Origin of the sequence: Paenarthrobacter sp. NPDC056912 (assembly GCF_042786555.1) — a bacterium.
In the GTDB taxonomy this organism is placed as follows: Bacteria; Actinomycetota; Actinomycetes; order Actinomycetales; family Micrococcaceae; genus Arthrobacter.
The window spans coordinates 257,179-283,754 of the sequence record NZ_JBHUCD010000001.1; the positions used below are offsets into that span (position 1 = coordinate 257,179).

Consider the following 26,576-nt stretch of genomic DNA (forward strand, 5'->3'; position numbering starts at 1 on the left):
CATGAAACTCGACCTCCTCCTGCGGAACGCAGACATCATCACCATGGATCCGGCCCGCCCGGTGGCCAGTTCGCTGGGCATCTGGCAGGGACGCATCGTGGGCCTCGACGACGAACTGTCCGGTCTGGACGCTGTTGAGGTCCTGGACCTCGGCGGTGCCACGGTAACTCCAGGTTTCATCGACGCCCATTGCCACACCACGTGGTTCGGGCTGGGCCTGGCTGAACTGGACGTGTCCGGTGCCCGCGGTCTGGAGGAGCTGTATGGGCTGCTGCGAGGCGCCATGGACAGCTCCGACGCGTGGCTTTTCGCCACTGGCTTCAGCCAGACCCAGCACGGCGGTTCCTTCCCGGACATCGCTGAGCTGGACCGCATCACGGGGGAGCGGCCGCTGTTCATGCGGCACAACTCCGGGCACATGGCCGTGGTCAACACAGCCGCGCTGCGGCTGGCAGGTGCCGAATCGCCGTCGTTCCCTGATCCCGACGGCGGAGCGATCGTCCGCGATGCAGCGGGACATCCCACGGGACTCGTCCAGGAGACGGCCCAGGAACTGATCCAGCAGCTGATCCTGCCGTATTCGCTGGAGGACATCGAGGCCGCCCTCGAACGCGCCACGTTGTATTACGCCTCCGAGGGCATCACGAGTTTCACCGAAGCCGGCGTGGGCGGCGGCTGGATCGGGCACAGCCCGGCCGAGCTCGCCGCGTACCAGGGCGCTGCCGCTCATGGCCGGCTCCACGCCCGGGCGCAGGTCATGCCGGTGCTGGACGTGCTGCACGGCTTGGACGGGCATAGCGCCGACAGCATGGGAGCGACCCCGGCCGGCCTGGATCTTGGCATCACCAGTGGATTCGGGAACGAGTATTTGTCGCTCGGCCCCGCGAAGGTCTTCCTGGACGGCTCGCTCCTGGGTGAAACCGCGGCCGTGAGCCACGAGTTCTGCAGCCACGGACACAAGGACAACCGCGGCAATATCGGCTACTTCCAGGCAGACCCCGCCCAGCTGCGGGAGCGCATCGAGGCTGCCTACGCCGCCGGGTGGTCCATCGCGGCGCACGCCATTGGAGACCGGGCCATCGACCTCGCCGTGGACATCATCACGGACTGCCAGGCCACATACGGCCCGCGTCGGGTGCCCAACAGGATCGAACACGCCTCCATGACGCGCCCGGAGCAGCTGGTCCGGCTCGCGGACGCAGGCATCGCCGTGACACCCCAGGCGAGCTTTTTCCGGGACGGTGGGGACGGCATGACCGCTTCCCTCGGACCGGACCGCCTGCCATGGGCGTACCGGGCAGCCAGCTTCCTGGAAGCCGGCGTTGTTGTGGCAGGCAGCTCCGATCGTCCCGTCGCCGACGGAAACGTCCTGCGCGGCATGCAGGCCTTCGTGGACCGCCGGACCGAGTCCGGAGCGGTCTTTGGCAACCCGGACGAACGCCTCACCCCGCAGCAGGCACTCGCCGCCTACACCAGCGGTGCTGCCGCAGCCACGGGATCCCTTGGCGAGAAGGGTACTTTGTCGCCGGGCAAACTTGCCGACTTCGTTGTCCTTTCCGCCTCACCGCTGACAGCACCGGCCATCAGCGAACTGCACGTCCTGGCCACCGCCGTCGGAGGCCGCTTTACCTACCAATCAACCGCGTTCCACGCTGCACAGTCGCCCCTTGTGACGACCGGCAGGGTTCAGTCGCAGCAGAGTTCATAGGGGAAACCATGACAACCACCACAAGTTTCACCGCCCAGGACACCGCCTTCGTGCAGGACTTCCGGACCATGAGCGCCTTCGGTGCCACCGAGAACGGCGGCGTGGACCGCCAGGCCGCAACGATTCCCGACGGAGAACAGCGCCGCTGGCTCGCAGGCCTCCTTGAGGAGCACGGCTTCACGGTGAAGTTCGACCACGCAGGCAACCAGTGGGGCCTCTATGAGGCCGTGCCCGGTGCGCCCTTCGTGGTGGTCGGCTCGCACATGGATTCACAGCCGACGGCGGGACGTTACGACGGCGCGTATGGCGTACTCGCTGCTGCCCACGCCGCGTTCCGCTTGGCTGCGCGCTGGGAAGCCGGCGCCACGGCACCCAAGTTCAACCTCGCCGTCGTGAATTGGTTCAACGAGGAAGGCAGCCGCTTCAAGCCGTCCATGATGGGATCGTCCGTCTACACCGGCAAGCTTGACCTCGAGGACGCCCTCAACACCACGGACGCTGCCGGTGTTTCCGTGCGGGACGCGCTGGACGCGATCGGTTGCCGCGGAACGTTTGAAGGGCCGGAAGCTGCCTACTGCGCTGAAATCCACATCGAGCAGGGCCGCAGCATGGAGCGCGAAGGCGTCACCATCGGACTGGTCAGCTCCAACTGGGCAGCGAACAAGTATGAGTTCGTAGTCCATGGCGAGCAGGCACACACCGGTTCCACGGTGATCGCGGACCGCAAGGACGCCCTCCTCGGGGCATCCATGCTGGTGGTAGCGGCGCGGGAACTCGCGGATAGGTTCCCCGGCGTGCTGCACACCTCGGTGGGGCAGCTCAATGTGTACCCGAACTCACCGGTGGTGGTGCCGTCCCGCGTGAACCTGCTCCTGGACCTGCGCAGCGCCGACGAAGCCGTCCTGGCCGAGGCCGACGCCCTGCTGCACACCCGCATCACGGAAATCGAACAGCTCGCCAACGTCTCCGTGGAGAAAAACCACTCACACTCCTGGGCGGTCACGCCGTACCAGCCCGAAGGTGTGGAACTCGCGGCCAAGGTGGCCGCCGATCTCGGGCTGTCCAACAAGGAAGTCATGACCCTCGCCGGGCACGATTCCACCAACATGAAGGACCTCGTCCCCACCGTGATGCTCTTTGTGCCCAGCGTGGATGGCATCTCCCACAACGAGCACGAATACACCAAGGACGAGGACATCGTTGCAGGGCTGACCATGCTCACCGAGGTTGTTGGACGCCTCTGTGACGGGGCGCTGGAAGACTAACTGGTTTCCGGCGTCGTTTGTGTTCTTTCCACTACGATCGACGCCGGTGCCGCCCCGCCCGCTGCATCAGGATTGGCGACGTATAGGACGTCCTCGCTGATCCGCGCCTCAACTTTTGCTGCGGTGAGACGACTCAGCAACGAGTCCAGTTCGCCGTCGTACTCGAATGCCAGGTCCCCGGACCCGGCAGCGGTGCCGTGGACCACGCGCAGGATGCCGCCGTTCTTTGTAGTGAACGTGGCTGATTCATCGTCCGAAGACCGTGGCCGCGCACCGATGTTGCGGAGCTCATGGGCGGAACCGTCGACGTCGGGACTCACCCAGGTGGCCACCACCACGAGTGCCGGGTCGGATTGGTCCGATGTGGCCCAGGTGCCGTCCTCTGCCCGCTCTGCTTGATCGGCGAGGAACTGGAAGCCGTCCTTGGCAGTGACTTGGACCGTAATCCCGTGGGAGGCCCCGGTGACTTCGGCGCTGGTACCGTCTTCCCTGGTTCGGCGGGCGAACTCCTCCAGGATTCCCGCCTCCACACCAAACACCGTTGTCCCGTCCTCCGGGGAACCGTGGGCGGCAGCGTGCAGCGCGAGGCGACCGGATCCGGCGTCGAACTCCCGCCAGTCGCCCTGATCCACCGCCTTGACCAAGCCCAAGGCGGTCAGCAGCTCCGTCCAGTGGTCCATCCGTGATGTGAAGTGAAGGGGTCGGGCTCGCAACATTGGTCCTCCTGGGTTTGTCAGGGCTTCTGCGTTTCAGCCTATGCCGTGTCCGCCGTTCACAGCAGGGCCGGTGCACAGCAGAATGAATCCATGCCCATTGAGCTTGAAGAACTTCTTGTCCACGACGGCGCCGAATGGCGTTCCTGGTTGTTGGCGAATGCCGCAGAATGCCCCGGAGTGTGGCTGATCCTGCACAAAAAGGGCGGAAACGTGACGGAACTGGACTACGACGCTGCCCTGGACGAAGCCCTGTGCTTCGGCTGGATCGACGGCCAGGCGAGGAGCCGCGACGCCGACAGTTACTTCCAGCGCATGACGCCGCGTGGCCGCAAGAGCATCTGGTCCGTGCGGAACGTGGGGCACATCGCCCGGCTCGAATCCGAAGGCAAGATGACCGACGCCGGCCGTGCCGCCGTCGAGGCCGCCAAAGCCGATGGCCGCTGGGAGGCTGCCTACGCCGGCCCTGCTGACTCCGTTGTTCCGGACGACCTCGCCGCGGCCATCGCTGAAGTTCCCGAAGCCCAGGCCATGTTCGACGTCCTGACCTCCCAGAACCGCTTCGCGCTGATCCACCGCACCAATTCGGTCAAGCGCGCCGAGACGCGCGCGCGTAAGATCGCCGGATTCGTGGAAATGCTTGCCCGCCACGAAGCCCCGTACCCGCAGCGCAAGAAACCCAACTGACTCGCAGTAGTGGTTGTTTTGACGGGTCAGAACAACCACTACTGCGAGTTAGTTGGCCAGTGTCGCGGCCGCCTCCAGAGTCATCCACGCCTGCAGTTGGGTGGAAAGTTCGACGGCGGAACCCGCCGGATACGTCTCGCTCGCCGGGCGTTGGGGATCGGACGAGAACGTGAGGCGGGGAGTGGCTTTATCGATGGACTCGGTCCGGCCAGCCCAGAAGGCTTCGGCCGTGGTCATCACCAGGGTGCGGGCCGTTTCCCTTGCCGCCTCCGGGAGCCGCGCCTCCCGCGCAGCCAATGCGAGGTACCGGACCAGGATCCCGGTGAAGAGTCCGCCGTCCCCTGTTCCGTCGCCGCGGATGATGTTTGTACCCGGGACCGTCAACTCGCGGGCGACCGCCTCGACCAACCCGGCAGCCCGGCGCAGGTTATCGTCTCCGCCCAATTCCAGCAGCGCGCCCAGGATGGGTCCTTGGTTATAGGTGTAGACCGCCGCCTCCAGGTAGGGCTCGCCGTTCCGGATCCGGAGCCCATCCTGATACACGCCGCGTTCGGGGTGGAGGAGTTTGGCGTTGAGCCAGTTCACCAATGACTGGGCACGTTCGCGATGCTCCGTCCGTGCATAGTAGAGGGCTACGGGGGCCGTGGCCGGTGTGTTCTTGAAGTCCCGTTTGGTGCTCCAGAACGTGCCGCCGCCCAAATCGTCCGTGGACGCCGAATCGAATTGCAAAGTCAGGCTTTTCCGGACATAGGCGTTACGCCTGCGTCCCGGTTTCTGAGTCTCTTCGGCCAACTGTTCCAGCCGGAGCGTGGACAGAGCGAGCCAGGCCATGTCGTCGTAGTAGTCGTTGACAAACCTCAGCAGGTTCCGCAGCCGGATGGTGGTGACCAGTCGCGAAGCGAGCCGTCCCGCGCTGGGACGGGACTCGCCGTCGAACTTTGTCTTGCTCGCGAGTTCCCGCCGGCCGGCATCCACAAGGCAGTCCACGTAGTGGGCCTGCCACCAGTAGTGCCAGGGGCTGGCCAGGCTCCCCAGACCGCGGGTGGGAACACTGACCGCACCCAGGTGCGTGCCGGGCAGGAACAACAACCGACGGCCGAAGCCATGCGTGACTGATCTAGCCGCGTGGTTCGCGCGCGTCGCCCAAACAGCGGCGTCTGCGATGGGGGACGGCTGACCGGCGGGGACGTCGTGCGTGGACATGCAAACAGCCTATAGGGGCAGGCCGGCGTGCGTTGGCTCACAATTTCAGTTAACATGCATTAACATAATTGGGTCTGCATCAAGGAGGATGGATGGACATCAACGGCACAGTCGCGCTGGTCACCGGTGGGGCGTCAGGGTTGGGCGCCGCTACCGCACGGCGATTGTTCGACGCCGGAGCGTCGGTGGTGTTGGTGGATTTGCCCCAGTCGGCAGGGGAAGCCTTTGCCGCGGAACTGAATGCGGCCAGCGAGGGCAGCGGCGACTCCCGTCCCCGGGCCGTGTTCGCGCCCGCGGACGTCACCAACGAAACCCAGATCCAGGCCGCCGTGGACGCCGCAGCATCCCTTGGGGCTCTACGCATCGTGGTCAACTGCGCCGGCGTCGCCACTCCGGGCAAGGTCCTCGGGCGCGACGGCGTGCTGCCCTTGGAAGCGTTTAACAAGGTCATCCAAATCAACCTCGTGGGCACGTTCAACGTAATCCGCCTCGCCGCAGCAGCCATGGTGGACAACGAACCGCTATCCACAGAACTTGGCGGGCCTGAGCGCGGCGTCATCATCAACACCGCATCCGTTGCAGCCTTTGAGGGCCAGATCGGGCAGCCCGCCTACGCGGCATCAAAAGGTGCCGTAGCCGCCATGACGCTTCCGCTGGCACGAGAGTTTGCCCGCTCGTTGATCAGGGTGGCCACCATCGCACCGGGTATCTTCGAGACACCCATGATCGCCGGTTTGCCGCAGGCAGCCCAGGATTCCCTCGGCCAGCAAGTCCCGCACCCGGCCCGCCTGGGCCGGGCCGCAGAGTACGCCAACCTGGCAGCCCACATCGTGGAGAATGCCATGCTCAACGGTGAAACCATCCGCCTCGACGGAGCCATCCGGATGGGACTCAAGTGATGGGCGACTACAGCGGCGGTCCGGTTCCGTCAGGTTCCGCGGGGCAGCTTCCACCCTCAGTGGCGGACTTGCCCACCGCAGACTTCTTCGACTTCGAATCGCTCCTGAGCGTCCAGGAACAACGCAAACTCAACGAACTGCGGGCATTCCTGGCCTCAGAGATCGCCCCCTACGCAGGGCAATGGTGGGAGAAAGCCGAGTTCCCCGAACACATCCTGCCCAAGCTCGCGGCCCTGCGCCTCAGTGCGCCGGCCCAGCGCGGGTATACCCATTTGTTCGCCGGCCTGGTGATCGCCGAGATGACACGCGTCGACACCTCAATCGCCACCTTCTTCATGGTCCATCACGATCTCTTCGTCGAGTCGCTCTACGACTTCGGCAGCGACGCACAGCAGGACCGCTATCTCGACGACGCCTCCAACCTCCGCACCACCGGCGCGTTCGCACTGACAGAGCCGGACCACGGTTCCGACGTTGCAGGCGGTATGCAGACCACCGCCCGCCGCGTGGAACGGCCAGACGCCGACGGCGGCGACTACTGGGTGATCAACGGCGCCAAGCGCTGGATCGGCAACGGGACGTTCTGCGACTACATGCTGGTCTGGGCGAAAGACGAAGCCGATGGTTCTGTGCGGGGCTTCATCGTGGACGCCGCCCTGCCGGGTATTTCGCGGACCAGGATTGAGCACAAGATTGCCCTGCGGACCGTGCAGAACGCGGACATCGTACTCCAGGATGTCGAGGTGGCAGAAGCGGACCGGTTCGCCGGCATCAGCAGCTTTGCCGACACCAATGCCCTGTTGCGCGGCTCACGGATCATGGTTGCCTGGCAAGCCGTAGGCCAACAACTTGCAGCCTTCGATGTCGCCAGGCAGTACGCCGTGGAGCGTCAGCAGTTCGGCAAGCCACTGGCCAAGTTCCAGCTCATTCAACAGCACCTGGTGGACATGCTGGGTAACGCAGTGGCCAGCATGGGGATGATGGTGCGGATAGCGCAGCTCCAAGAGAACATCTTCACGGATGCCCAAGGCGTGCGGCACGGCGGTGCAGACATGGCCCAGGTAGCACTCGCTAAGGCGTACTGCAGTGCCAGAATGCGGGAGACCGTGGCCTTGGGGCGGTCCATTCTCGGCGGCAACGGAATCGTCACCGACTACCGGATCGCCAAGATTTTCGCGGACGCCGAAGCCATCTACACGTATGAGGGCTCCTACGAAATCAACTCACTCATCGTGGGCCGTGCCGTCACCGGGGTTTCCGCTATCGCCTAGACAGGACCATCCTTGCTACGCCCATGCCGGCCTGTTGCCAGCGTCAGTCTTGGGGAAGCCTCTCTCCAGCTTCCACCCGCACGTCGATCGAGTTGCCGCGGACAGGCATGGGGCACGTGCCGTAGGGCGTGAAGGCGCTGGGATAGTTGATGGCGCGGTTGAAGTCGATCACCACGGAGCCGTCCGGACGAGGCCTCGGGATAAACACCTTGCGCCACTCGTCCGTGGTGTCGCCGTTGGTCTCATCGTGGAAGGTCACGTTGAGTGCACCGAGTTTCTCCGCCTCGGCGTGGAGGCGGATTTCGTGGCCGATACCCGGCACCCGGAACACCACTTCACCCACGGAGCGATGAACACCATCCACCAAGGGGTTGGCCGTGCCGATGGGTACATCTTCAGGTTCTGCGTACCCTTCAAAGCGTCCCTCGACCACCCATTCCGGGCCGTAGTCGTAAGTGGGAACAGCCGCGAACTCCGTCAGCACGGGAGAGCCATTGTCGCGTGTGCGAATGGCATATTTGTCCGCGCGCATGGCCAGCTCCACAACCACCTGCTTGCCGTCGCTGCCGCCATACTGCACCCACATCAGGGATTCTTCGTCCTCGAGGGTGGCGGTCACCGTTCCTTCGACCTTCGTGTCGGTCCCCACGAAGGTCAGTCCATCCGCAGCGCTCGCAGTGAGGCTGGCCGTGGTCCCGTCCGTGGACCAGAGGCCCGGGGCGAGGTCGACACCCGATGGTTCGGCCTCAAGCCACTGGAACGAGGTCAGCGTCAGCCACCCATGGTCCGTCGCCAGAGCCGCATTTCGTCCTGCCCGGAACCGCTCCCAACGGGCGAGTTGGGCGTCGGTCGAAGTGGTGGGCAAGCTCATGGTTCTCCTCGGCTGGTGTTCTTTTCCCTGCGGGCTCACTTCCTCAACTATGCGCGGGGCATCGACATTCCCGGAAACCCTGGTGCCGGGAAACTTGGTGCCGGGAAACAGGTGGTTAACGTGGAACGGCTCGCGCTGGCCCCCAACGCATGCCAGCGCGAGCCGAGACTAATGGACCGCAACGATTGGCCGAGCAGCACGCGCTCGGCCAATCGTTGCGGTCTTGGCCCTAAGGGAGGGTTGTTTCGGTACTTTTAGTGCGCCTTAGTGCGCCTTAGTGCGCCCTCCGTCGTGTCCAGCGGGACCCTGCAAACGCGAGCATCGATCCCACTGCCAGAAGCGCTGCGGCGATGAAGACGAATGCCGATCCCTGGGCACCCGTGCTGGCCAACTCCTCAGAGTCGTCGACGTCGGCGGGAAGTGATGGTTCTTCCGTCGGCACCACGACAGCAAGGATGGGGGCTGTGGTGCTGGGGCTCGCGCTGGGTGAGGCGGTGGGGGCTGTGGCGCTGGGGCTCGGAGTGGTCGCCGGGGGGAGTGTTGGGGCGCTCGGAATCGGGGTGGGTGAGGTGGTGGGTGTTGCTGTGCTGGTGGTGGGGCTTGGGGTTGGTGAGGGTGTTGCTGTGTTGGTGGCGGGGCTTGGGGTGGGCGAGGGTGTTGCTGTGCTGGTGGCGGGGCTTGGGGTGGGTGAGGGTGTTGCTGTTCCGCCACCTGTGCCGCCTGCGGTGCTTCGGCGCGTCTGGGCCCCAACGGTGGTTTCCTGGCCGGCGATGATGATTGTTCCGTTGTTGTCATAGACGTCCAAGGTGGAATCCGTCACTTTAGTCACGACGAAGAGTTCCACATGCTCCCCCTTGGGGAGTCCAGTCCAGCTGACAGTGGCCTTCTGAGGCGTGCACTCGATGGTTGCGGGAAACTGCTCGTTGTCGAAAGGTTCGGTGATGTTGCCGTCCGTGTTCAGCACCTGACCAACACGGGGAGTGATTTGGTCGCAATCGATTTCCATGCCGGCAGCGGGAGTGTCGGTAACCACCACGTCGTTGGTCTCCGCGGCCATCGGCGGCATGTAGAAGATCGACTCAAGTTCAGTTTGCCCCGCGTCGGCCCACCACATCGCTTTGCCGGCCGACGTAGGAACAACAGGACCGCAGTCCGTAGTGCATGGACCTTCCAAGACTAGCGGCATACGGACCACGGTGGACCCCACAATGAAGCTCAGCTCCGTTATTCCGCCGTTGCCCGGAACTGATGAGTATTGCGTCGTGAAATTGCACATTCCGCCAATGTTCAGCGGATGCGAGGCCACGAAGTCAGTCAGGGTGAAGACCACCAGCCCGGAATCGTTGGCAACAGCCTTGGCGACCGATTCGCCGTCGGCGTTATCCAGGTCAAACGATGCTGCACCAAACCAACGGAGCTCTGGTGGGAGCTGGAGGCTGAAAGTATCACCAGGTTGTGAGTTGTCCGGGACGGACCACGTGCAGGTCAGGTCCACCTGGTCCCACTGGCCTGTTACCGCTGAGTCCGTGTTGATGCTGACGACCGCGCCCGGGATGACTGCAGCGTTGGCCGGCAATGCCGACATACCCATTCCCAGAAAAGTCATGACGGCGGCCAATAAAGCTGCCACCAGGGACGCGGTTTTTAGATGGATCTGATTGGTCATTAGTTAGATGGTCCTTAGAAGCCGTGGTGATGTGTCTCGTCAAAAGGTGAGTGTTGGGGGCGAACGGTTCGTGACGCGCTCGCTGGCTGAATCGCCTAGTTCGGTTCGAAGGAAGAGTCCTGGGCTGTCGTTATCGGGCTTGCTGTCGACATCGCCGTTGCTGCGGAAAGCGGGTGGAAGCTCATGCGCGCAGGACTCAGGTGGCCTTCACCCACGGCTTCCAAAGCTGTCTTGCACTCCACCAGTCGGGCCACGTTGCTTTCGCTGACAGGGAAGAGAACATGGATGGCAGAGTCATGGAACATTGCGGTTGCTCCGGTCCCCTGCAGCTGTCCTTGGACGGCCTCTCCCATTCGGGCCAGAACGGTCCAGCAGTGATTGCGCCTGTCGAGGGGCCTCGGCAGCGTCAAGATCGCCAGGGCGTGTGAGCCCGGGTGCTTCGATCCGGACATTGATACCTCGTGGATCCGTCGCTGGAAATGGGCCTGGGTGGCCAAGCCGGTGTAGACATCCGTGCACGAGATGGGCGGCGCGGTTTCGGCTACTTCTGCCCAGCCTTCAGCCAATGACTGGAGGGCATCGATGTCCAGGCTTTGATCCGCGGCAGCAAACAGTGCGCGGAAGTCGGTCATTGTTTCGCTGATGCTGACGCCGTTCCTGGCCCGTGCAGCGCCGAGCGACTTGGCGGTGGGAGCCGGCACGGTGGATCGCGTAGCCAGGGAGGTCACCACGGTCCGGACTTCGGGCAGGAACCAATCGGCCCGGAACCGCCAGCCCCTCTGGTAACTGGCCGATTGCCACCTGCGCATCAAAAGGTGCCGCGAAAATATGCATTCAGCGAAAGATTTTGTCCGGAACGATGTCATAACCGAACAGTGCGTCCCGGTTGGCATTCATGACGACGCGACGGCAGATTCGCTTTTGCTAAAGGCAATGTACAAATTCGCGTCATGTCTTGTGAAGAAAAGCCACTCCTTAAATATGGGCACGATTATTGACGTTGTGTGGATGTCGTAGTGGCATTCAGGACAAGTAGGGGCAGCAAGCCTGATTCTGGCGTCGAGAGTGACGCCCACCTCATTGCGATGGTTCGTCAGGGTGACATGACTGCATTCGATGCGCTGTATGAACGCCACGTGTCTATCGCTTCGGCTGTTGCCAAACGCAACGTGGACAACCCCGGCGACGCCGAGGACATTGTTGCTGACGCCTTCCAGACCATGTTGCAGAGCCTGGTGGCCGGCAAGGGACCGAATAACTTCTTCAGGGCATATCTGTTGTCCACGGTCACCCGACTCTCGCACCATTGGAACCGGAAGGCGGCCAGAACGCTGCCTAGCGACGACCATTCCGTTCTGGACCACTCGCTGGCGGAACCGGATGTCGCTGTCATAGCCTTCGAATCGCACGCTGTGGCCAGGGCCTTTCGGGCGCTGCCCGAACGGTGGCAAGCGGTGCTGTGGTACCTGGATGTGGAGAGAATGAAGCCTGCTGCCGTGGCGCCAATCCTTGGCCTCACTCCCAACGCGGTCTCGGCCTTGGCTGTCCGTGCGCGGGAAGGCCTCCGGAGGCAATACTTGCAAGCCCACGTCGCCGAAGAACCGAGCGGCGAGTGTGCGAAATTCTCCTCCAAACTCGGGAACTTCATTCGAGGGGGACTCTCCAGTTCTGCCAGCCGCGAGGTTCGAGGGCACCTGAACCGTTGTACGAAATGCACGGCCACCTTGTCTGAGCTGAAGGACGTTCAAGGGACCATGAGGGCAGTGCTGCTACCGCTGGTTACCGGTGCCCCCCTTGCGGCTTGGGCGGGCAAAAGTGCCGGCCTGGGAGTCTTGGGCGGGCTTGTGCCGGTCAAGGCAGCTATGGCGTTCCCGGTCATGGCGCAACCCGCGGTGATGGCGGCAATTTCGGCCGCGGGTCTGGGACTGGTGCTGGGAGCGGTGGGTATCGTTGGCGGCCTGAACCCAAATGCCTATATGAAGCAGCCCGTTGTTGAGGCGACTGCTGCCCATCAGGTGCCCGGCGTCGGCCCGTCGGCGGCGGTTCCGGCGCCACCAACCACGAGCGCTCCTTTGCTTCCGGAGCCCGCTCCGCCAGCGGCGGCACCTGGGCCAGTGGCGGTGGCGCCGGATCCATCCACAGTGGAGGCTCCTCCATCCCAACCGCAACCCACGCTGTCGCCGGTCCCGTCGTCGCCCGTCTCGCCGTCGCCCGTCTCGCCGCGGCCGGTCCCGTCGTCGCCCGTCTCTCCGTCACCAAAACGGGCTCCGGCCGGGGAATCGCCCGCCGCGGTCACTGCCTCAGTACGGGAGTTAAAGGATCGGGACGCAGATACTGCCGTCATGCAGGTGGACTTTGCGGCTGCGGGCTCAAAAACGCTGGGATCGGGAAAAGTGGTGTTCTCTGTGGGGCGTGAGTCGCGGATTGTGGAGGACGCGCTGCAAGCTCCTGATGGGTGGTCGTGCTCCATGGAGGGACGGAACCTTGCAACCTGCGTCACGGATTCGGTGCAGCGCGGAGATCTCCATTTTCATGTGACCGCCGAGTCCAAGCGGCAGAGGAATGGTGCAGTCCTGACGTACTCCTTGAGCGGAAGTGGGCTCGCCGCGGGTGAGTTTGAGTACAAGTACTGAGCCTATATTCGCGCTCAGTTCTCCGACACGAAACTGCAGACCCTCCCACTTAACGGAACGGCGGTTGCCCGATATGGGGCCGCTCAGAATCTATGCAATCTAGGGGAAATATGAAAGCAACGCTATTCGTCGTTGCTGGCTTGATCGTCGCAGGCTCGTTGGGCGCCCTCGTGGCGGTCTGGGCTATGCTCCCTGCCGGTCAAAACTGGTTCGTTCGCAAGTTCAGCTCACCTCATCGCTTCCGGTGGACCATGGCAAGTCTGGGGGCCCTGCTGCTGGTGTCGCTGGTGGGCTGCGTTGTCGGTCCGGAACAGCGTCCCTGGCTTGAGATTGTGGTCCTGCTGGCAGGCATCGGGCTGGTCGTCGGATGCCTCGTGGCACCGTTCTTCCGGATCCGCCACGCGGTGACCAAGCAACCCCGAAGGGTGCTCGCCATTGGAGCGCACCCCGATGACCTGGAATTGGCCTGTGGTGCAACCCTCGCCAAATTGGCCGATGCCGGCCACGAAGTCCGGACCATGGTGATGAGCTCCGGGAGTCGGGGTGGAGACAGTTCCGTCCGTGTGACGGAAGCCGCGTCAGGTTCGGACTTCATGGGGGCGTCCGAGGTCCAGGTCCACGACTTCCGGGACACCAACCTGTCCGAGCACGGGCTGGAAATGGTTCAGGCGATCGAAGCCTTCATCGAGGACTTCCGCCCGGACGTTGTCATGACCCACTCAAGCAACGACTACCACCAGGACCACCAGGCGGTGCACAGCGCCACCATGCGGGCGGCCCGCCACCACTCCTCCATCCTGTGCTTCGAGAGCCCCTCATCCACACGGCAATTCGATCCCAGCGTTTTCGTGGACATTGCAGGGTACGTGGACGTGAAGATCCACGCTGTCGCCATGCACCGTAACCAGAAAGGCAAGCCCTACATGAGCGCTGAGAGAGTCCGGAGTCTTGCGGCCTTCAGGGGGTCGCAGGTGAAGACATCCTACGCAGAGGGTTTCGAGCCCGTCCGGCTGCTCGGCTCGGCCGTAGGGGAGTTCTGACAGTGAGGGTACTCGTAACGGGCGTCGGAGGGCCGGCCGGCCTCTCCTTGGCCCGCCAATTGATGGATCAAGGACACTGGGTTCTGGGCGTCGACATGCAGCCGGTCCATGGGTCGGCAGCGGATGCAGTGACAGTGGTGTCGCCTTCAAATTCGCCTGGCTACTTGTGGGAACTGCGAGGACTCGTGGCCGCGAACGGCATCGAACTTGTGGTGCCCACTGTCAGCGACGAGCTCGTGCTGCTGTCCGAAGCCCGGGATTGCTTTGCCCCTGGCGTCGAAGTCCTGATCGCTGATCCGGCTCCGGTTCGCATCGCCAACGACAAATACTTCACCATGAAATGCCTTTCCAATGCCGGCGTCGCTGTGCCTGGTTTCGGGTTGCCCGGGGATTTCAGTTCGGTCAACGAGGCCATGGCCCGCTTTGGCGGAACGCTTGTGGTCAAGCCAAGGGTTTCGCGCGGTGGACGCGGGGTCCGGATTCTAGAAAGGGCAGCGGATGGTGGCCGGAACGCGGCGCGCATCTGGTCATCCTTGGATGATTCCTGGATCGTGCAACGCTTCGCGCCGGGAACGGAGTATGCGCCCGTGGTTCTCCGCCATGCCACGGAGTCCGAGGAACACAACCTTGTGGTGGTGCTGGAGAAAACGGAACTTAAGGACGGGCGCGTCGGCAACGCCATCTCCGTCAGGAGAATGGAACTGTCGGCCGCAGCCGATGTTGCCCACGTGGCTGGGGCGGCCGCGGCCGCGCTGGGCTTGACCGGGCCAATAGATATCGATATCCGGCGCCTGCCGGACGGAACGCCGGTGGTCCTGGAGGTCAATGCAAGGTTTGGCGCGAACAGCGCCTACGCCCCGGAGCTTCTGGAAGGCCTCCTCCGCCGCCATGTTCCAGGCCAAGTGCTGGGGAGGACTATTTGACGTTATTGGAGGTGGCTGTGGCGTTCGTCCAGGTTGGTGGCCTGGTCATCCTCGGTTTCGGAATGGTCAAGATCGTCTACGTTCCGCTGGCGTTGTATTTCAACCGCCTCTACCGGCCCAACCCGGCCAGGCATCGCTACTCCGTCCTGAGCGAGCGGCCCCTGGTGTCCGTGATCGTTCCGGGCTACAACGAGGCCGTAGTGATCACCAAATGCGTCGAGTCGATCCTGGCCAGCCGATACCTGCGCATGGAAGTCATTCTGGTTGACGACGGCTCTACAGATGCGACCGCGAGCATCATGGCAGGCCTGGCGGAACAGTACGACCGGGTGCGCTTTCTGTCGCAGGAAAACGCGGGGAAGGGTGCCGCCTTGAACCGCGGCATTTCTGCGGCCCAAGGCGACGTCCTGATGTTCGTCGACGCCGATGGAATCTTTGCGCCAGACACCCTGATGCACATGCTTGAAGGTTTCGACCATGCGAAGGTGGGAGCGGTGTGCGGCGACGACCGGCCAGTCAACCTGAATCGTATTCAGACCATGATGCTCGCTGTCCTGAGCCACGTTGGGACGGGGCTGGTTCGCAGGGCCTTGTCCCTTTTGCACTGCCTGCCCATAGTTTCGGGAAACATTGGTGCCTTTCGCAGCGATTTGGTTCGCCAAGTGGGCGGGTTCCACGAGGACACCCTCGGCGAAGATCTTGAGTTGACATGGCGTGTCTACAAGGCGGGGTACCGTGTCCGGTTCCAGCCCAACGCCCTGGTCTATGCCGAGTCGCCCTCGACGATGGGGGGCTTGTGGCGGCAGCGGGTGCGGTGGTCGCGAGGTTTGATTCAGACGCTCCGGATGCATGTGGGGATGCTCGGGAGGCACCGGTACGGTCTGTTTGGCATGTTCCTGGTGTTCAACGCCGTCACCATGGTGGTGATCCCTGTGTTGCAACTTGCGATTTTGGCGGTTTTGCCTTTCCTGTACATCGCCGGTTCAGGGCCTGTGCCTGGTGAAGTTTTTGCCATTCTCGGCTGGCTGGGACTCTTCGTGTCCCTAACGCTGGTTGTCTTCTCCGTTGGCCTTAATCGTTCGTGGCGGGATCTGCGGTTCCTGTGGACGCTACCGTTGTGGCCCTTCTATTCGGTCTTCGTTGGCTTGGCTCTGGCCAGCGCAATCGTCAAGGAAGTCCGCGGCAGCCCTGCCCGCTGGAACAAGCTGCAACGGACCGGGGTCATCTCCGTCACCGCCGATGTCTTACCCCGCAGCGAGGCCCGGGCATGAAGCGTCGTCCAGCGTTCGTGGGCACACTGACAACCGCAGTGTTGGCGTCGGTCCTCCTCGCAGCGGCCTGCGCGGGCCTCAGCTCGTGCTCGGCAGAACAGCGGCGTCCCGCGGACCGTATGGTCAACCTTGGTTTTGAGGACGTAGTCAACAGCGACCCCTCCTACCTTCCGGGACTCGCGGAGCGGTTGAATTCAGTGGAGGCCACGGCTGTGTCGATCTCCGTGGGACGTACGGATTGGACGGCTTTCCCGTGGCCCGACCAGCCCCAGGCGGCATCCAGCGAAGTCTCACGCACTGGACGGGACTTCGTGCGGGAGTCGATTTCAGCACTCAAGGTCGATGAAAACGGCAAGGAACGCGATGTTGTCCTCACCATCGATGTCCTGCTGGACCGTGCTTTGCAGGATGACCCGTCCCTTGCAGGACGAAATACGGCCGGTGAAGCCTCTGAATCGTTTGCGAGTGTGTCGTCCCTCCGTCACGGCAAGGCCGGCATCCGCCTGGCTGCCTTCGCTGTGGCCGTTGCCAAGAAGTACAGGCCTACGGCGATCAACTTCACTGAATTGATGTTCGACGATTTCAGCTTCGGCAGCGACGACTTCGAAGATTTCAAGGCGACCACCGGTGCCGGCGACTGGCCCCGGAAGGACGACCAGTCCATCGACGAGTCAGACGCACGCATCAGCACTTGGCGCAGCGAAGCGATGGCTGACATCGTCCGCAAAGTGGGGTCCGCCGTCGAGCGTTATGGCGTCAAGTTGGAGATGGATGTGCGCTCGCCGCGGGCCTCAGCGTCAGCAGACCGGGCAGACAGCGGGCAGGACTATGATCTCCTGCTCAAGCAACTAGATCGGCTGCATGTCTGGCAGTACGTGGGACTCAACGATGAAAGTTCACCGCAAACAGAAGAACTGGTTGAGGCACTGGAGCGGCGCGCCGGCCCGCGCATGTCGGTGTCGCTGGGGCTGTGGTCCGATGGTGGGCGGATATCGCCGGAGCAACTCGGAAGCGCCTTGCAGGAGGCGGCCTTGGGCGGGGCTCAGTCGGTGTCCGTGACACCCGCCAGCCTCATGGACGGCCGGTACTGGGAGGTCCTCAGGAGGGCTTGGGCCGGGTAGCGGGGATGGGCTGGGCCTCATGTAAGGCGTAGCCTGAACGCATGGGGATCGATGCTGTGGTTGCCGTAGTAGTCAGTGTTGCGCTGATCTTTGGTTCACTGTGGGCGGGCACGCGCTTGGTTCAGCGAGGCATTCCAGCGAAGGGCGCCACAGGCACACTGGGAAGCGTCTTGTCCATGATTGAGCCGGCCACCGGAGCGCCCACCAGAGTGGAAGCGGCTGCAGCCATCGAAGAGATGCGGCAGCGCAGGCACGAGAGGCTGTCCGCTGGTCCCGGCACGGCGGCCGATGGGCTGTTCAGCGGAAGGGTGATCCTGCCGGGTCATACGGGCAAAGCCGAAAAAGGTGACGCCAAAATCTGAGACGCATTCAATGCGTTGACTTCGGTGCGGGTAAGATCCCGTAGGAAACACTAGTAATCCGGCTCACAGTATCCAGCGCAGTGTACGAGCCAAAACCAGATCCCGAAGGTATGTATCTATGGTTCACACTGCCCATCAAGACGCCGATCTCGCTGCCGAACTGCGTGCGGACGTACGTCGGGTTTCCACCCTCCTCGGCGAATCCTTGGTACGCCAGCACGGCCCGGAACTCCTCCAGCTCGTGGAGCAGGTACGCCTGCTGACCAAGGAATCAAAGGAAGCCGCCCGGGGCGGCGCTGACGCAACGGGCCCTTGGAGCGCGCACGACGTCGTTGCGCAGGTCCGCGAGTTGCTCGCCTCCCTGCCACTGGACCAGGCGACGGATTTGGTTCGTGCCTTCGCGTTCTACTTCCACCTCAGCAACGCAGCCGAGCAGGTGCATCGCGTGCGTGGACTCCGTACCCGGCAGGAAAAGGATGGCTGGTTGGCCAAGGCCGTCTCCGAGATCGCCGGGCAGGCCGGTCCGGAGGTTTTGCAGGACGTCATCAACGAACTTGATGTTCGGCCCATTTTCACGGCCCACCCCACAGAGGCGTCGCGTCGATCCGTGCTGGACAAGATCCGCAAGCTTTCTGATGTTCTGGCTGAACCCACCGGCGAAGGGACCTCGGCCCGGCGCCGCCAAGACCGCCAACTCTCGGAAATCATCGACCAGATGTGGCAGACGGATGAGCTTCGCCAGGTGCGTCCGACTCCCGTGGACGAGGCCCGCAACGCGATCTACTACTTGAACAGCATCCTGACGGACGCCATGCCGGAAATGCTGACCGACCTTTCCGAGCTCCTGGCCGAGCACGGCGTAGCTTTGCCGGCCAGCGCTGCGCCGATTCGTTTTGGTTCGTGGATCGGTGGCGACCGGGACGGCAACCCGAATGTCACCGCTGCCGTGACCCGCGAAATCCTGCAGCTGCAGAACCAGAATGCGGTGCGCATCAGCATTGCCTTGATCGACGAACTGATCTCCGTGCTCTCCAACTCCACGGCACTTTTCGGAGCTGACAAGGAACTGCTGGACTCCATCACCGAGGACCTCAAGAACCTCCCGGGCTTGGACAAGCGCATCCTCGAACTCAATGCACAGGAGCCCTACCGCCTGAAGCTGACCTGCATCAAGGCCAAGCTCATCAACACGGGCCGTCGCGTTTCCGGTTCCACGTACCACCAGCCTGGCCGTGACTACGCCACGACATCCGAGCTCCTGGCGGAGTTCGGGTTGCTTGAGGACTCACTGCGAAACCACTCGGCGGCACTGGTGGCAGACGGCGCGTTGGCCCGCGTCCGCCGCGCCATCGCCGCTTTCGGATTGCACCTGGCAACGCTCGACATCCGTGAGCACGCCGACTACCACCACGACGCTGTGGGGCAGCTCGTGGACAGGCTCGGCACCGAGAAGCCTTACGGTGACCTGACCCGCCAGCAGCGCTTCGAATTCCTGGGTGCGGAGCTGGCTTCCCACCGCCCGCTTTCGGGTCACCCGATCAAGCTCGAGGGCACCGCCGACGGTACCTACGACGTCTTCCGGAGCATCCGTCAGGCCCTCCACACCTACGGTCCGGATGTTGTGGAAACGTACATCATCTCCATGACCCGCGGCGCCGATGATGTTCTGGCCGCGGCTGTACTGGCCCGCGAAGCCGGCTTGATCGACCTCTTCGGGGGCAAGCCGCATGCCAAGATCGGCTTCGCTCCGCTGCTTGAGACGGTGGAAGAGCTGCGCGCCTCCGCGGAGATCGTGGACCAGTTGCTGTCCGATCCTTCCTACCGGGAACTCGTCAGGCTCCGCGGCGATGTCCAGGAAGTCATGCTGGGCTACTCGGATTCGAACAAGGAATCCGGCGTGATGACCAGCCAGTGGGAAATCCACAAGACCCAGCGAAAGCTGCGCGACGTGGCCGCGAAGCACGGAGTCCGCGTTCGCTTGTTCCACGGCCGCGGTGGTTCCGTGGGCCGAGGCGGCGGACCCACGTACGACGCCATCATGGCCCAGCCGAACGGCGTTCTGGAAGGCGAAATCAAGTTCACGGAGCAGGGCGAAGTGATCTCGGACAAGTACTCCCTTCCGGAGCTTGCCCGCGAAAACCTTGAGCTGTCCTTGGCCGCCGTGATGCAGGGCTCGGCCTTGCACCGCACTCCGCGCACCTCGGACGACGAGCGCGAACGCTACGCGAACGTCATGGAAACTATTTCCGACTCGGCGTTCGCCCGGTACCGTGCCCTGATCGATGATCCCGAATTGCCGGCCTACTTCCTGGCGTCCACGCCCGTGGAGCAGCTGGGGTCCCTGAACATCGGCTCGCGCCCTTCCAAGCGACCGGACTCGGGTGCGGGACTTGGTGGCTTGCGTGCCATCCCGTGGGTGTTCGGATGGACCCAGTCCCGTCAGATCGTTCCGGGCTGGTTCGGCGTGGGTTCAGGCCTGAAGGCCGCTCGCGAGGCAGGCAACACGGACCAGCTGTTGGAAATGATGGACCGCTGGCATTTCTTCCGCTCGGTCATTTCCAACGTGGAGATGACGCTGGCCAAGACGGACATGGAAATTGCCGGCCACTACGTATCGTCGCTGGTCCCGAAGGAACTTCACCGGCTGTTCCATATGATCCGCGACGAATACGAACTGACCGTGGCCGAGATCGAGCGCCTCACTGGCGAGATCGAGCTCCTCGACGCGCAGCCCACGCTGAAGCGCTCGCTGGAAATCCGTGACCAGTACCTGGACCCGATCAGTTACCTGCAGGTGGAACTCCTTCGCCGCGTGCGGGAGGAGTCGGTTTCCGGAGCCGAGATCGACGAACGGCTCCAGCGGGCAATGCTCATCACGGTCAATGGTGTAGCTGCCGGCCTGCGTAACACCGGCTAGCAGACGCTCTCCCACATCCCGAGGGGCGTTTGGCGATCCCTCTCTCCTTCGGTGAGAGAGGGATTGCGCCCATTGCGGCCGTATGGTTTTCTGAGACAGCTTGATGGGAGATTCGTTTCGGATGAGCACACCCAGAAGAAATTATGATGCCGCGTTCCGTGAGGAAGCTGTGCGGCTGGTTTTGTCCACTGATCGGTCGGTGAAGCAAGTCGCTGAGGAGATCGGGGTCAAGGAAAGCACGCTGGGGAACTGGCTCGCGCGGGCCCGTGAGCGTGCCGGCGGACCCGTGCCGGTCCGGGTTCAAGAGCGTGGGCCGGTCGCGTGGGAGGAGCATCAGCGGGCGCTGGCCGAGAACGAGAGGTTGAAGGCCGAGGTCGAGTTCCTGGGAAAAGTCAGCGCCTTCTTTGCCGCGAAGCAAAAGTAGAGGACTTCTACGAGTTCATCGAAGCGGAGAAGGCCAACCATTCGGTGGTGTGGCTCTGCCGGGCGGGACCAGCTGACCTTGATGCTTAACGAGAAGGGCGTGAAGGTCTCAGCCCCGACCGTCGGGGCGATCATGCGCGCGAACGGGGTGAAAGCGGTGCGCACCCAGGCCTGGAAAACGACCACGGTCCAGGACCCGCAAGCCAAGACCGCCCATATCGAAAACCACATGCTCGACGCCCAGGGCAACCGCGACTTCACCTCAACAGTGCCCGGGACCCGTCTGGTCGGTGACATCACCTACCTGCGCACCGGTGAGGGCTGGCTCTACCTGGCCACCGTCATCGACCTGTTTTCCGGCATGGTCATCGGCTGGGCCATGGCCGCCCACATGCGCGCGAGCCTGTGCATCGCGGCCCTGCAGATGGCCCGGAACCACGGCCACCTCGACGGAACCTCGGTCATCTTCCACTCCGATCGGGGCACCCAGTACACCTCCGACGAATTCCAGAACTGGTGCGCCACGAACGGTGTCACCCAGTCCATGGGCAAGGTCGGGGCGTGCTGGGACAACGCGGTCGCAGAGAACTTCTTCTCCCACCTCAAAACCGAGTACTACCACCATCAACGCTGCAGTTCCCGGCTCGCAGCCCGGACCGGCGTCATGACATATATCGAAGGCTGGTACAACCGCCGCCGACCCAACCGCCGGGCCGGCGGCACACCACCACTCACTGCCCACACCCTCTACAAAACCCAGACCAAGCAACCCCAGGCCGCCTAACCAACAACAACGAAAACCTGTCTCAAAAACTTGACGAGCGCAGATTGCGCCCATGGGTGTGGGATGGGAGAGAGCGCTGGTTGGAAGGTGTAGGGATGTGGGAGGGCGTTAGGGTAGTGGAATGCCGTCGTTCCAGACCAAGTTGAAGATCACTGGCCTCAAACCGGGCAATGCTCCCGAATCTGTGATGGCCGCCGCTGTCGAGGCCTTGGAGACCCGCAACCACGTGGAAGCCAACCAGCTGGATATTGTGGGCGGCGTGCCGCAGCTCAGCCTGCGCTTCACGGTGAACGACCGCGATTACTCAGGTGAGAACGACGAAGCCCGGACGTCGGCCGCCATGATGCGTGACGCCGTCGAACGTGTTGCCCTGACCGGGAGCCTCTACGTGCTGCGCCGCAGCCGCGGGCGATGGGCGCCGGTCTAGGGACCTGCGCTACTCGGGCTGGGGGACGTCGCCGTCGTACGGTTCATCAACCGGTGACCTGCTGCCGCGGCGTCGAGTAACGATCAATCCCACCACGACGCCGATGACCAGGCCGAGGCCCACTCCGATGAGCGAACTGGCCCAGAACGGCAGTTTGGTGGTGGAGCCCGTGAAGTATCCCAGACCCACTTGCCAGACGGCCCACAGCACTCCGCCCAAGGCTGCGCAGAGACTGAAACCGCGAACGGAGACGTTGGCGATTCCGGCAGCCGATGACGTTGCCAGCCGGCCGCCGGGGACGAAACGTGCGCCGATGATGGCGCCGTAGGTTGACGATCGTCCGGCCTTCGCGATGGCCTCGTGGATTCCGCGGTGGACGCGACGGCCCCATGACCAGCGGTCCAGGACGTGGCTGATGCGCCTCTTGAACAGCATGAACACGGCCATGTCCCCAAGCCAGGAAGCGAAGGCCGCCAGGAACAGCAGGAGCCAGAAGTTGGCGTGGCCGTCCGCAGCAAGCGCTCCGCCGGTGATGACCACCAATTCCGAAGGGATCGGCGGGAAGATGGCATCGCCCACCACGATGGGTACGATCCACAGGTAAATTGCGGATCCCCATGTCTCAGGGGCGGTGATGTCCATTGGCACAAGGTACCGTACTTGCCGCTGCCGCCGCTCCGGCGGAGACTGTCGCCATGCGGATCGACATCATGCAGGGCGATATCACCACGCGCGGCACGGACGCGATCGTCAACGCCGCCAACTCGTCTCTGCTTGGTGGAGGAGGAGTGGACGGAGCCATCCACAGGGCGGCCGGTCCGGAACTTCTTGAAGCCTGCCGGACGTTGCGCCGCACTGAGCTGCCGGGCGGGCTGCCAGTGGGTGCCGCCGTCGCAACTCCCGGATTCAGGCTGCCCGCGCGCTGGGTCATCCACACGGTGGGGCCGAACCGGCGCGCGGGGCAGAGGGATCCGGCGTTGTTGGCGTCGTGCTTCCGCGAAAGCCTGCTCGTGGCTGCCGGATTGGGCGCCCGGTCCGTCTCTTTTCCGGCGATCAGCGCCGGGGTGTACGGCTGGGATGCCCGGCAAGTTGCCGAAGTAGCGTTCGACGCCGTGCGTTCGTTGACGTCGTCGTCTTCCGGAGGTGGCGATTCAGGCGGCGCGCTGGAGGTGGTGGAGTTCGTGCTGTTCTCGGATGAGACGACGGCGGTCTTCCGAGCCGTGTTTGACGCCTGACACCTGACGGCGAACAGCTCAGGCTGGTTCCGGCGAGGAGCGGCCCGGAGCCTCAACCGCGTGATTGTGACTCAGGAACCTTCCCGCTTTGTAGTACCAGTACGGCCACGCAGCCCACGATGACGCCCCTGCCACGAAGCCCACGCCCATGATCGCGTAGCGGAGCCATTCCGGGCCGGGCAGGAGAAATCCCAGGCCCGCAACGGGCAGTCCGACCACCAGTGCTGCACCGATGAAGCGGCCGAGCTTTGCCAGTCCATGCGGGTAGCCGTCGACGCCTAGAAGCTTGTTGTGCGCCACCAGGAACCAGACGCCCTGGGTGATGATCGCCGCGATTGACACTGCCGTTGAAGGCTCGAAGGCCAGGACCTTGAACACCAGCAGCGCAGAACTCGTAGCTCCCGCTGCGCAGGCCGCCACCGTGACCCACTTCAGCGGTCCGGTCCACGGCGCCTGTGGAAGTCGCCTGTGGACTTGGAGGATCACTGGGATGGCCAGTGCGTTGAACACTGCGCCGGTGGCGTCGTTGATTGTGCCGAAAACGAAGGGTCCGCCTTTGGGCACTTCAATGGCGTACATGGCGCCGAGGGTCAGGACTCCGGCAACCCCGACCGCGGCGGCAGCATAGGCGAAGGCCGATGCGGTCTTGTCGCCGCTCATTTCATTGAGTTGCTCCATGGGAACTCCCGGATTCTGCCCAGCAGAACCATGCTAGTCCCGGGCTTCGCTCAGCTTCAACCGGCTGCGGTACTCCACTCGTTCCTTGCTGATGGGGTCCACGAACGTGATGCCGCGGGCAAGCAATTGGAGCGGCTTGCCGTAGTCGTCCGGGGCTTTGTCCAACAGGTCCGGATAAAAGGCGTCGTTGACGATTCCCAGCCCGAGCGAGGCCATGTGCACCCGGAGCTGGTGTGTCTTTCCGGTGTGCGGCTCGAGCCGGTACAGCGCGCACTGGTGCGTTCCGGCGTCGAACGTTTTTGTCTGTTCGATGCGCGTTTCCGCGTTCGGTTCGCCGTGGATGACCTCGGCCAGCAGGTAGCTGCGGGACTTGGTCATGCGGTTGCGGACCACTGCAGGGAACTCGACGGCGGGAAAGCCTGCGGCGGGTGTCGCGGCGGACACGCACTCGTATTCCTTCTGGACCTGGCGTTTCTCGAAGAGCACCTGGTACTTGCCGCGCGTCTCCGGGTTGGTGGAGAGCAGCAGCAGTCCGGCGGTCATGCGGTCCAGGCGGTGCATGGGGATGAGGTCCGGGAGATTGAGCAGGTTCCGCAGCCGGACCAGCGCGGATTCCTGGATGTAGGTGCCGCCCGGCGTGGTGGGGAGGAAGTGGGGTTTGTCCACCACGAGGATGTGCTCGTCCTGATGCAGGATGTTGATTTCGACGGGTAGCCGCGTCTCCGGTGGGAGCGTGCGGTAGTACCAGATGAAGGTGTGGTCCTCGAGCCTTGTGCTGCGATCAAGCGGCACTCCGCCTTCGCCCACGATCTCTCCGGCGTCGAAACGGTCCTCGATGCCCTGGGGGTCGATGTGTCCCCAGCGGTGCATCATGTAGTCCATCGCGGTGGTCCACGGGCCCTCGTCCGGCAGGCGCAGGCGGGTCGCGTTTACGCCGTCGCGCACGGGGAGGGGGGATTGCATCACCGATCAATTCTACTGTGGCTGCGTTGCGGGGCCCGCTCTGCGCCCGAATTCACGCTCAGTGCGCGCAGAGCAGGCCTCGCAGCACAAAGCGTCACCGACGATAAAAAAGTTCTTGACAATAAAAGTTGTCGGTAACCATACTTGAAGCATGTTGGACATCGAAGTGATTGAGGATCCGGCCGCGGCGGAAGCGTCGTTGGACCCCATCCGCACCCGCATCCTCCAGGAACTTGCCGAGCCCGCCTCGGCCACGCAGTTGGCTGCCAAGGTGGGCCTGCCCCGCCAGAAGGTCAACTACCACCTGAAGGCGCTCGAACGCCATGGCTTGGTGGAGCTTGTGGAGGAGCGCCGTAAGGGGAACGTCACCGAACGCGTTCTCCGTGCGACCGCGGCCTCGTACCTGATCTCACCCGTCGCCTTGGCGTCGGTGGCGCCGGATCCGCGGCGTTTCGCGGACAGGTTCTCAGCCTTCTGGCTCCTGGCCCTGGCCTCCCGCACCGTACAGGAAATGGGCAAGCTCATCTCCGGTGCGGCCGCAGCCAACAAGAAACTGGCGAGCTTCGCCATCGACGGCGAAATCAACTTCCGCACAGCCGCCGAACGGGCAGCGTTCGCAGAAGAGCTCGGCGTAGCGGTGACGCAGCTCGTGGATAAGTACCACGACGGCGGAGCTGCCGCGCAGGCGAGCGGCGCACGCAAGCACAGGCTCGTCGTCGTACTTCATCCGGCACTTAAGACACCTTCAACTGAAGTCACAGCAGAAAAGGATCAAAGCAATGACTGACAACCGGAAATTCGAAATCGTGGCGGACGCTGAACTGCCCGGCACCCCTGAGCGGGTGTGGGAGGCGGTCACTGAGGGCACGCCGGCCTGGATGTTCCCCACCGATCAGTGGCCGGACGTGAAAACTGTCCAGGAATACCCGAACCACCTGGTGTCCCGGATGGACGGACCGGACGGTTGGTTCAACCAGCTGGAACACGTCCTGGAACCTGCGGAGGGCGGCCGCGCCAAGCTGCATTACGTCCACAGTGGGATCTTCGCCGACAACTGGGACGAGCAGTACGACGGCGCCAGCAATCACACGGAGTTCTACCTGCACACGCTGGGCCAGTACCTGCAGTACTTCGACGGCATGCCGGTGGTGTTCACGGACATCCAGTCGCCGGCTTCTTCGCAAACACCCGACGGATTCGTGCAGCTGAAGCAGGCCTTGGGCGTGGACGGCATTGCCGCTGGTTCGCCTTTCGAAGTAGACGTCGACGGCGTGGGCCGGCTCAGTGGCGAAGTGGACTTCTCGAACGAGAACTTCCTTGGCCTCCGGACGTCAGACACCATGTACCGCTTCTTCGGCCGGAATGTGTTCGGCGCTCCTGTGGGCATGACGGTCCACGAGTTCAGCGGCTCCGGCGACTCGGAGCTCACGGCCAAGGCGTGGGGCGGGTTCCTGGAGAAGGTGTACGCGTAGGGCCTTCTTGCCCAACTGGCTGGCATTTGTGGTTGTTTTCAGCG

At 63.5% G+C, this 26,576-nt stretch carries 26 protein-coding genes; 18 read left to right on the forward strand and 8 right to left on the reverse strand.

Annotated features, from left to right (window positions below):
• Position 1 precedes the first annotated feature (1 nt).
• Together ACFRJ9_RS01195 and ACFRJ9_RS01200 are read left to right on the forward strand one after the other, a co-directional pair.
• Positions 2-1,708, forward strand: a complete 1,707-nt coding sequence (locus ACFRJ9_RS01195; protein ID WP_377663530.1) for an amidohydrolase — start codon at positions 2-4, stop codon at positions 1,706-1,708.
• 8 nt (positions 1,709-1,716) lie between these two features.
• Positions 1,717-2,973 (forward strand): M20 family metallo-hydrolase, encoded by a 1,257-nt coding sequence (locus ACFRJ9_RS01200; RefSeq protein ID WP_377663532.1) that lies wholly within the window; start codon positions 1,717-1,719, stop codon positions 2,971-2,973.
• Here the strand turns inward: ACFRJ9_RS01200 and ACFRJ9_RS01205 are convergent.
• Complete coding sequence (locus ACFRJ9_RS01205; protein WP_377663534.1) at positions 2,970-3,653, reverse strand: hypothetical protein; 684 nt, start codon at positions 3,651-3,653, stop codon at positions 2,970-2,972. The genes ACFRJ9_RS01200 and ACFRJ9_RS01205 overlap by 4 nt on opposite strands.
• A 126-nt stretch (positions 3,654-3,779) precedes the next feature.
• Between ACFRJ9_RS01205 and ACFRJ9_RS01210 the strand changes: the two genes are divergently transcribed.
• Positions 3,780-4,373 carry a YdeI family protein gene (locus ACFRJ9_RS01210; protein ID WP_377663536.1) on the forward strand — a complete coding sequence of 198 codons (594 nt, stop codon included), beginning with the start codon at positions 3,780-3,782 and terminating at the stop codon, positions 4,371-4,373.
• 48 nt (positions 4,374-4,421) lie between these two features.
• Here ACFRJ9_RS01210 and ACFRJ9_RS01215 read toward each other — a convergent pair whose 3' ends face one another.
• On the reverse strand, positions 4,422-5,576 hold the full coding sequence (locus ACFRJ9_RS01215) for a glycoside hydrolase family 76 protein (protein ID WP_377663538.1): 1,155 nt from the start codon (positions 5,574-5,576) through the stop codon (positions 4,422-4,424).
• A gap of 92 nt (positions 5,577-5,668) precedes the next feature.
• Here ACFRJ9_RS01215 and ACFRJ9_RS01220 point away from each other — a divergent pair, with 92 nt between their 5' ends.
• On the forward strand, positions 5,669-6,475 hold the full coding sequence (locus ACFRJ9_RS01220) for an SDR family NAD(P)-dependent oxidoreductase (protein ID WP_377663541.1): 807 nt from the start codon (positions 5,669-5,671) through the stop codon (positions 6,473-6,475).
• Complete coding sequence (locus ACFRJ9_RS01225; RefSeq protein ID WP_377663543.1) at positions 6,475-7,746, forward strand: acyl-CoA dehydrogenase family protein; 1,272 nt, start codon at positions 6,475-6,477, stop codon at positions 7,744-7,746. Before ACFRJ9_RS01220 ends, ACFRJ9_RS01225 begins: the two co-directional genes overlap by 1 nt.
• A 43-nt stretch (positions 7,747-7,789) precedes the next feature.
• Here ACFRJ9_RS01225 and ACFRJ9_RS01230 read toward each other — a convergent pair whose 3' ends face one another.
• From ACFRJ9_RS01230 to ACFRJ9_RS01240, 3 genes are all read right to left on the reverse strand, one after another.
• The gene (locus tag ACFRJ9_RS01230; protein ID WP_377663546.1) at positions 7,790-8,617 is read right to left on the reverse strand and encodes a DUF1684 domain-containing protein; all 828 of its coding nucleotides are present in this window, start codon (positions 8,615-8,617) and stop codon (positions 7,790-7,792) included.
• A gap of 274 nt (positions 8,618-8,891) precedes the next feature.
• A complete protein-coding gene (locus ACFRJ9_RS01235; RefSeq protein WP_377663548.1) occupies positions 8,892-10,283 on the reverse strand; it encodes an Ig-like domain-containing protein in 1,392 nt (463 codons plus the stop codon).
• Positions 10,284-10,378: 95 nt separating this feature from the next.
• Positions 10,379-11,092 carry a hypothetical protein gene (locus ACFRJ9_RS01240; RefSeq protein ID WP_377663550.1) on the reverse strand — a complete coding sequence of 238 codons (714 nt, stop codon included), beginning with the start codon at positions 11,090-11,092 and terminating at the stop codon, positions 10,379-10,381.
• A gap of 294 nt (positions 11,093-11,386) precedes the next feature.
• Here ACFRJ9_RS01240 and ACFRJ9_RS01245 point away from each other — a divergent pair, with 294 nt between their 5' ends.
• The 10 genes from ACFRJ9_RS01245 to ACFRJ9_RS01290 all read left to right on the forward strand — a co-directional run bounded on the left by ACFRJ9_RS01245 (position 11,387) and on the right by ACFRJ9_RS01290 (position 22,184).
• Positions 11,387-12,916, forward strand: coding sequence for an RNA polymerase sigma factor (locus ACFRJ9_RS01245; protein WP_377663551.1), 1,530 nt, complete (start codon positions 11,387-11,389; stop codon positions 12,914-12,916).
• 110 nt (positions 12,917-13,026) lie between these two features.
• Positions 13,027-13,956, forward strand: coding sequence for a PIG-L family deacetylase (locus tag ACFRJ9_RS01250; protein ID WP_377663553.1), 930 nt, complete (start codon positions 13,027-13,029; stop codon positions 13,954-13,956).
• A 2-nt stretch (positions 13,957-13,958) separates the two neighbouring features.
• Positions 13,959-14,879: an ATP-grasp domain-containing protein gene (locus tag ACFRJ9_RS01255; RefSeq protein WP_377663555.1), complete on the forward strand. Its 921-nt coding sequence runs from the start codon at positions 13,959-13,961 to the stop codon at positions 14,877-14,879.
• A complete protein-coding gene (locus tag ACFRJ9_RS01260) occupies positions 14,876-16,150 on the forward strand; it encodes a glycosyltransferase (RefSeq protein WP_377663557.1) in 1,275 nt (424 codons plus the stop codon). Before ACFRJ9_RS01255 ends, ACFRJ9_RS01260 begins: the two co-directional genes overlap by 4 nt.
• Entirely contained in the window at positions 16,147-17,271 is a 1,125-nt protein-coding gene (locus ACFRJ9_RS01265; RefSeq protein WP_377663559.1) for a hypothetical protein, read from the forward strand. The genes ACFRJ9_RS01260 and ACFRJ9_RS01265 overlap by 4 nt, the downstream gene beginning before the upstream one ends.
• A 41-nt stretch (positions 17,272-17,312) precedes the next feature.
• A complete protein-coding gene (locus ACFRJ9_RS01270) occupies positions 17,313-17,633 on the forward strand; it encodes a hypothetical protein (protein WP_377663561.1) in 321 nt (106 codons plus the stop codon).
• A 118-nt stretch (positions 17,634-17,751) separates the two neighbouring features.
• A complete protein-coding gene (gene ppc, locus ACFRJ9_RS01275; RefSeq protein ID WP_377663563.1) occupies positions 17,752-20,550 on the forward strand; it encodes a phosphoenolpyruvate carboxylase in 2,799 nt (932 codons plus the stop codon).
• A 121-nt stretch (positions 20,551-20,671) separates the two neighbouring features.
• Entirely contained in the window at positions 20,672-20,974 is a 303-nt protein-coding gene (locus tag ACFRJ9_RS01280; RefSeq protein WP_377663565.1) for a transposase, read from the forward strand.
• A gap of 39 nt (positions 20,975-21,013) precedes the next feature.
• Positions 21,014-21,757: an IS3 family transposase gene (locus ACFRJ9_RS01285; protein ID WP_377663855.1), complete on the forward strand. Its 744-nt coding sequence runs from the start codon at positions 21,014-21,016 to the stop codon at positions 21,755-21,757.
• A gap of 121 nt (positions 21,758-21,878) precedes the next feature.
• Positions 21,879-22,184 carry a hypothetical protein gene (locus tag ACFRJ9_RS01290; RefSeq protein WP_377663567.1) on the forward strand — a complete coding sequence of 102 codons (306 nt, stop codon included), beginning with the start codon at positions 21,879-21,881 and terminating at the stop codon, positions 22,182-22,184.
• 9 nt (positions 22,185-22,193) lie between these two features.
• Here the strand turns inward: ACFRJ9_RS01290 and ACFRJ9_RS01295 are convergent, their stop codons facing one another.
• Positions 22,194-22,826, reverse strand: coding sequence for a DedA family protein (locus ACFRJ9_RS01295; RefSeq protein ID WP_377663569.1), 633 nt, complete (start codon positions 22,824-22,826; stop codon positions 22,194-22,196).
• 53 nt (positions 22,827-22,879) lie between these two features.
• On the opposite strand from ACFRJ9_RS01295, the gene ACFRJ9_RS01300 reads away from it, so the two are divergent.
• The gene (locus ACFRJ9_RS01300; protein WP_377663857.1) at positions 22,880-23,419 is read left to right on the forward strand and encodes an O-acetyl-ADP-ribose deacetylase; all 540 of its coding nucleotides are present in this window, start codon (positions 22,880-22,882) and stop codon (positions 23,417-23,419) included.
• A gap of 18 nt (positions 23,420-23,437) precedes the next feature.
• Here ACFRJ9_RS01300 and ACFRJ9_RS01305 read toward each other — a convergent pair whose 3' ends face one another.
• Together ACFRJ9_RS01305 and ACFRJ9_RS01310 are read right to left on the reverse strand one after the other, a co-directional pair.
• Positions 23,438-24,097, reverse strand: a complete 660-nt coding sequence (locus ACFRJ9_RS01305) for a hypothetical protein (protein ID WP_377663571.1) — start codon at positions 24,095-24,097, stop codon at positions 23,438-23,440.
• Positions 24,098-24,130: 33 nt separating this feature from the next.
• Entirely contained in the window at positions 24,131-25,060 is a 930-nt protein-coding gene (locus ACFRJ9_RS01310; RefSeq protein ID WP_377663859.1) for a pseudouridine synthase, read from the reverse strand.
• Positions 25,061-25,211: 151 nt separating this feature from the next.
• Here ACFRJ9_RS01310 and ACFRJ9_RS01315 point away from each other — a divergent pair, with 151 nt between their 5' ends.
• Both ACFRJ9_RS01315 and ACFRJ9_RS01320 read left to right on the forward strand, forming a co-directional pair.
• Complete coding sequence (locus ACFRJ9_RS01315) at positions 25,212-25,847, forward strand: ArsR/SmtB family transcription factor (protein ID WP_377663573.1); 636 nt, start codon at positions 25,212-25,214, stop codon at positions 25,845-25,847.
• Positions 25,840-26,532 (forward strand): SRPBCC domain-containing protein, encoded by a 693-nt coding sequence (locus ACFRJ9_RS01320; protein WP_377663575.1) that lies wholly within the window; start codon positions 25,840-25,842, stop codon positions 26,530-26,532. Before ACFRJ9_RS01315 ends, ACFRJ9_RS01320 begins: the two co-directional genes overlap by 8 nt.
• Positions 26,533-26,576 lie beyond the last annotated feature (44 nt).

What these genes read in the sequence shown, in the direction of transcription:
- ACFRJ9_RS01195 (WP_377663530.1), top strand. Translation starts at nt 2, where the DNA reads ATGAAACTCGACCTCCTCCTGCGGAACGCAGACATCATCACCATGGAT.
- ACFRJ9_RS01200 (WP_377663532.1), top strand. Translation starts at nt 1,717, where the DNA reads ATGACAACCACCACAAGTTTCACCGCCCAGGACACCGCCTTCGTGCAG.
- ACFRJ9_RS01205 (WP_377663534.1), bottom strand. Translation starts at nt 3,653, where the DNA reads ATGGACCACTGGACGGAGCTGCTGACCGCCTTGGGCTTGGTCAAGGCG.
- ACFRJ9_RS01210 (WP_377663536.1), top strand. Translation starts at nt 3,780, where the DNA reads ATGCCCATTGAGCTTGAAGAACTTCTTGTCCACGACGGCGCCGAATGG.
- ACFRJ9_RS01215 (WP_377663538.1), bottom strand. Translation starts at nt 5,576, where the DNA reads ATGTCCACGCACGACGTCCCCGCCGGTCAGCCGTCCCCCATCGCAGAC.
- ACFRJ9_RS01220 (WP_377663541.1), top strand. Translation starts at nt 5,669, where the DNA reads ATGGACATCAACGGCACAGTCGCGCTGGTCACCGGTGGGGCGTCAGGG.
- ACFRJ9_RS01225 (WP_377663543.1), top strand. Translation starts at nt 6,475, where the DNA reads ATGGGCGACTACAGCGGCGGTCCGGTTCCGTCAGGTTCCGCGGGGCAG.
- ACFRJ9_RS01230 (WP_377663546.1), bottom strand. Translation starts at nt 8,617, where the DNA reads ATGAGCTTGCCCACCACTTCGACCGACGCCCAACTCGCCCGTTGGGAG.
- ACFRJ9_RS01235 (WP_377663548.1), bottom strand. Translation starts at nt 10,283, where the DNA reads ATGACCAATCAGATCCATCTAAAAACCGCGTCCCTGGTGGCAGCTTTA.
- ACFRJ9_RS01240 (WP_377663550.1), bottom strand. Translation starts at nt 11,092, where the DNA reads ATGCGCAGGTGGCAATCGGCCAGTTACCAGAGGGGCTGGCGGTTCCGG.
- ACFRJ9_RS01245 (WP_377663551.1), top strand. Translation starts at nt 11,387, where the DNA reads ATGACTGCATTCGATGCGCTGTATGAACGCCACGTGTCTATCGCTTCG.
- ACFRJ9_RS01250 (WP_377663553.1), top strand. Translation starts at nt 13,027, where the DNA reads ATGAAAGCAACGCTATTCGTCGTTGCTGGCTTGATCGTCGCAGGCTCG.
- ACFRJ9_RS01265 (WP_377663559.1), top strand. Translation starts at nt 16,147, where the DNA reads ATGAAGCGTCGTCCAGCGTTCGTGGGCACACTGACAACCGCAGTGTTG.
- ACFRJ9_RS01270 (WP_377663561.1), top strand. Translation starts at nt 17,313, where the DNA reads ATGGGGATCGATGCTGTGGTTGCCGTAGTAGTCAGTGTTGCGCTGATC.
- ppc (WP_377663563.1), top strand. Translation starts at nt 17,752, where the DNA reads ATGGTTCACACTGCCCATCAAGACGCCGATCTCGCTGCCGAACTGCGT.
- ACFRJ9_RS01280 (WP_377663565.1), top strand. Translation starts at nt 20,672, where the DNA reads ATGAGCACACCCAGAAGAAATTATGATGCCGCGTTCCGTGAGGAAGCT.
- ACFRJ9_RS01290 (WP_377663567.1), top strand. Translation starts at nt 21,879, where the DNA reads ATGCCGTCGTTCCAGACCAAGTTGAAGATCACTGGCCTCAAACCGGGC.
- ACFRJ9_RS01295 (WP_377663569.1), bottom strand. Translation starts at nt 22,826, where the DNA reads ATGGACATCACCGCCCCTGAGACATGGGGATCCGCAATTTACCTGTGG.
- ACFRJ9_RS01300 (WP_377663857.1), top strand. Translation starts at nt 22,880, where the DNA reads ATGCGGATCGACATCATGCAGGGCGATATCACCACGCGCGGCACGGAC.
- ACFRJ9_RS01305 (WP_377663571.1), bottom strand. Translation starts at nt 24,097, where the DNA reads ATGGAGCAACTCAATGAAATGAGCGGCGACAAGACCGCATCGGCCTTC.
- ACFRJ9_RS01310 (WP_377663859.1), bottom strand. Translation starts at nt 25,060, where the DNA reads ATGCAATCCCCCCTCCCCGTGCGCGACGGCGTAAACGCGACCCGCCTG.
- ACFRJ9_RS01315 (WP_377663573.1), top strand. Translation starts at nt 25,212, where the DNA reads ATGTTGGACATCGAAGTGATTGAGGATCCGGCCGCGGCGGAAGCGTCG.
- ACFRJ9_RS01320 (WP_377663575.1), top strand. Translation starts at nt 25,840, where the DNA reads ATGACTGACAACCGGAAATTCGAAATCGTGGCGGACGCTGAACTGCCC.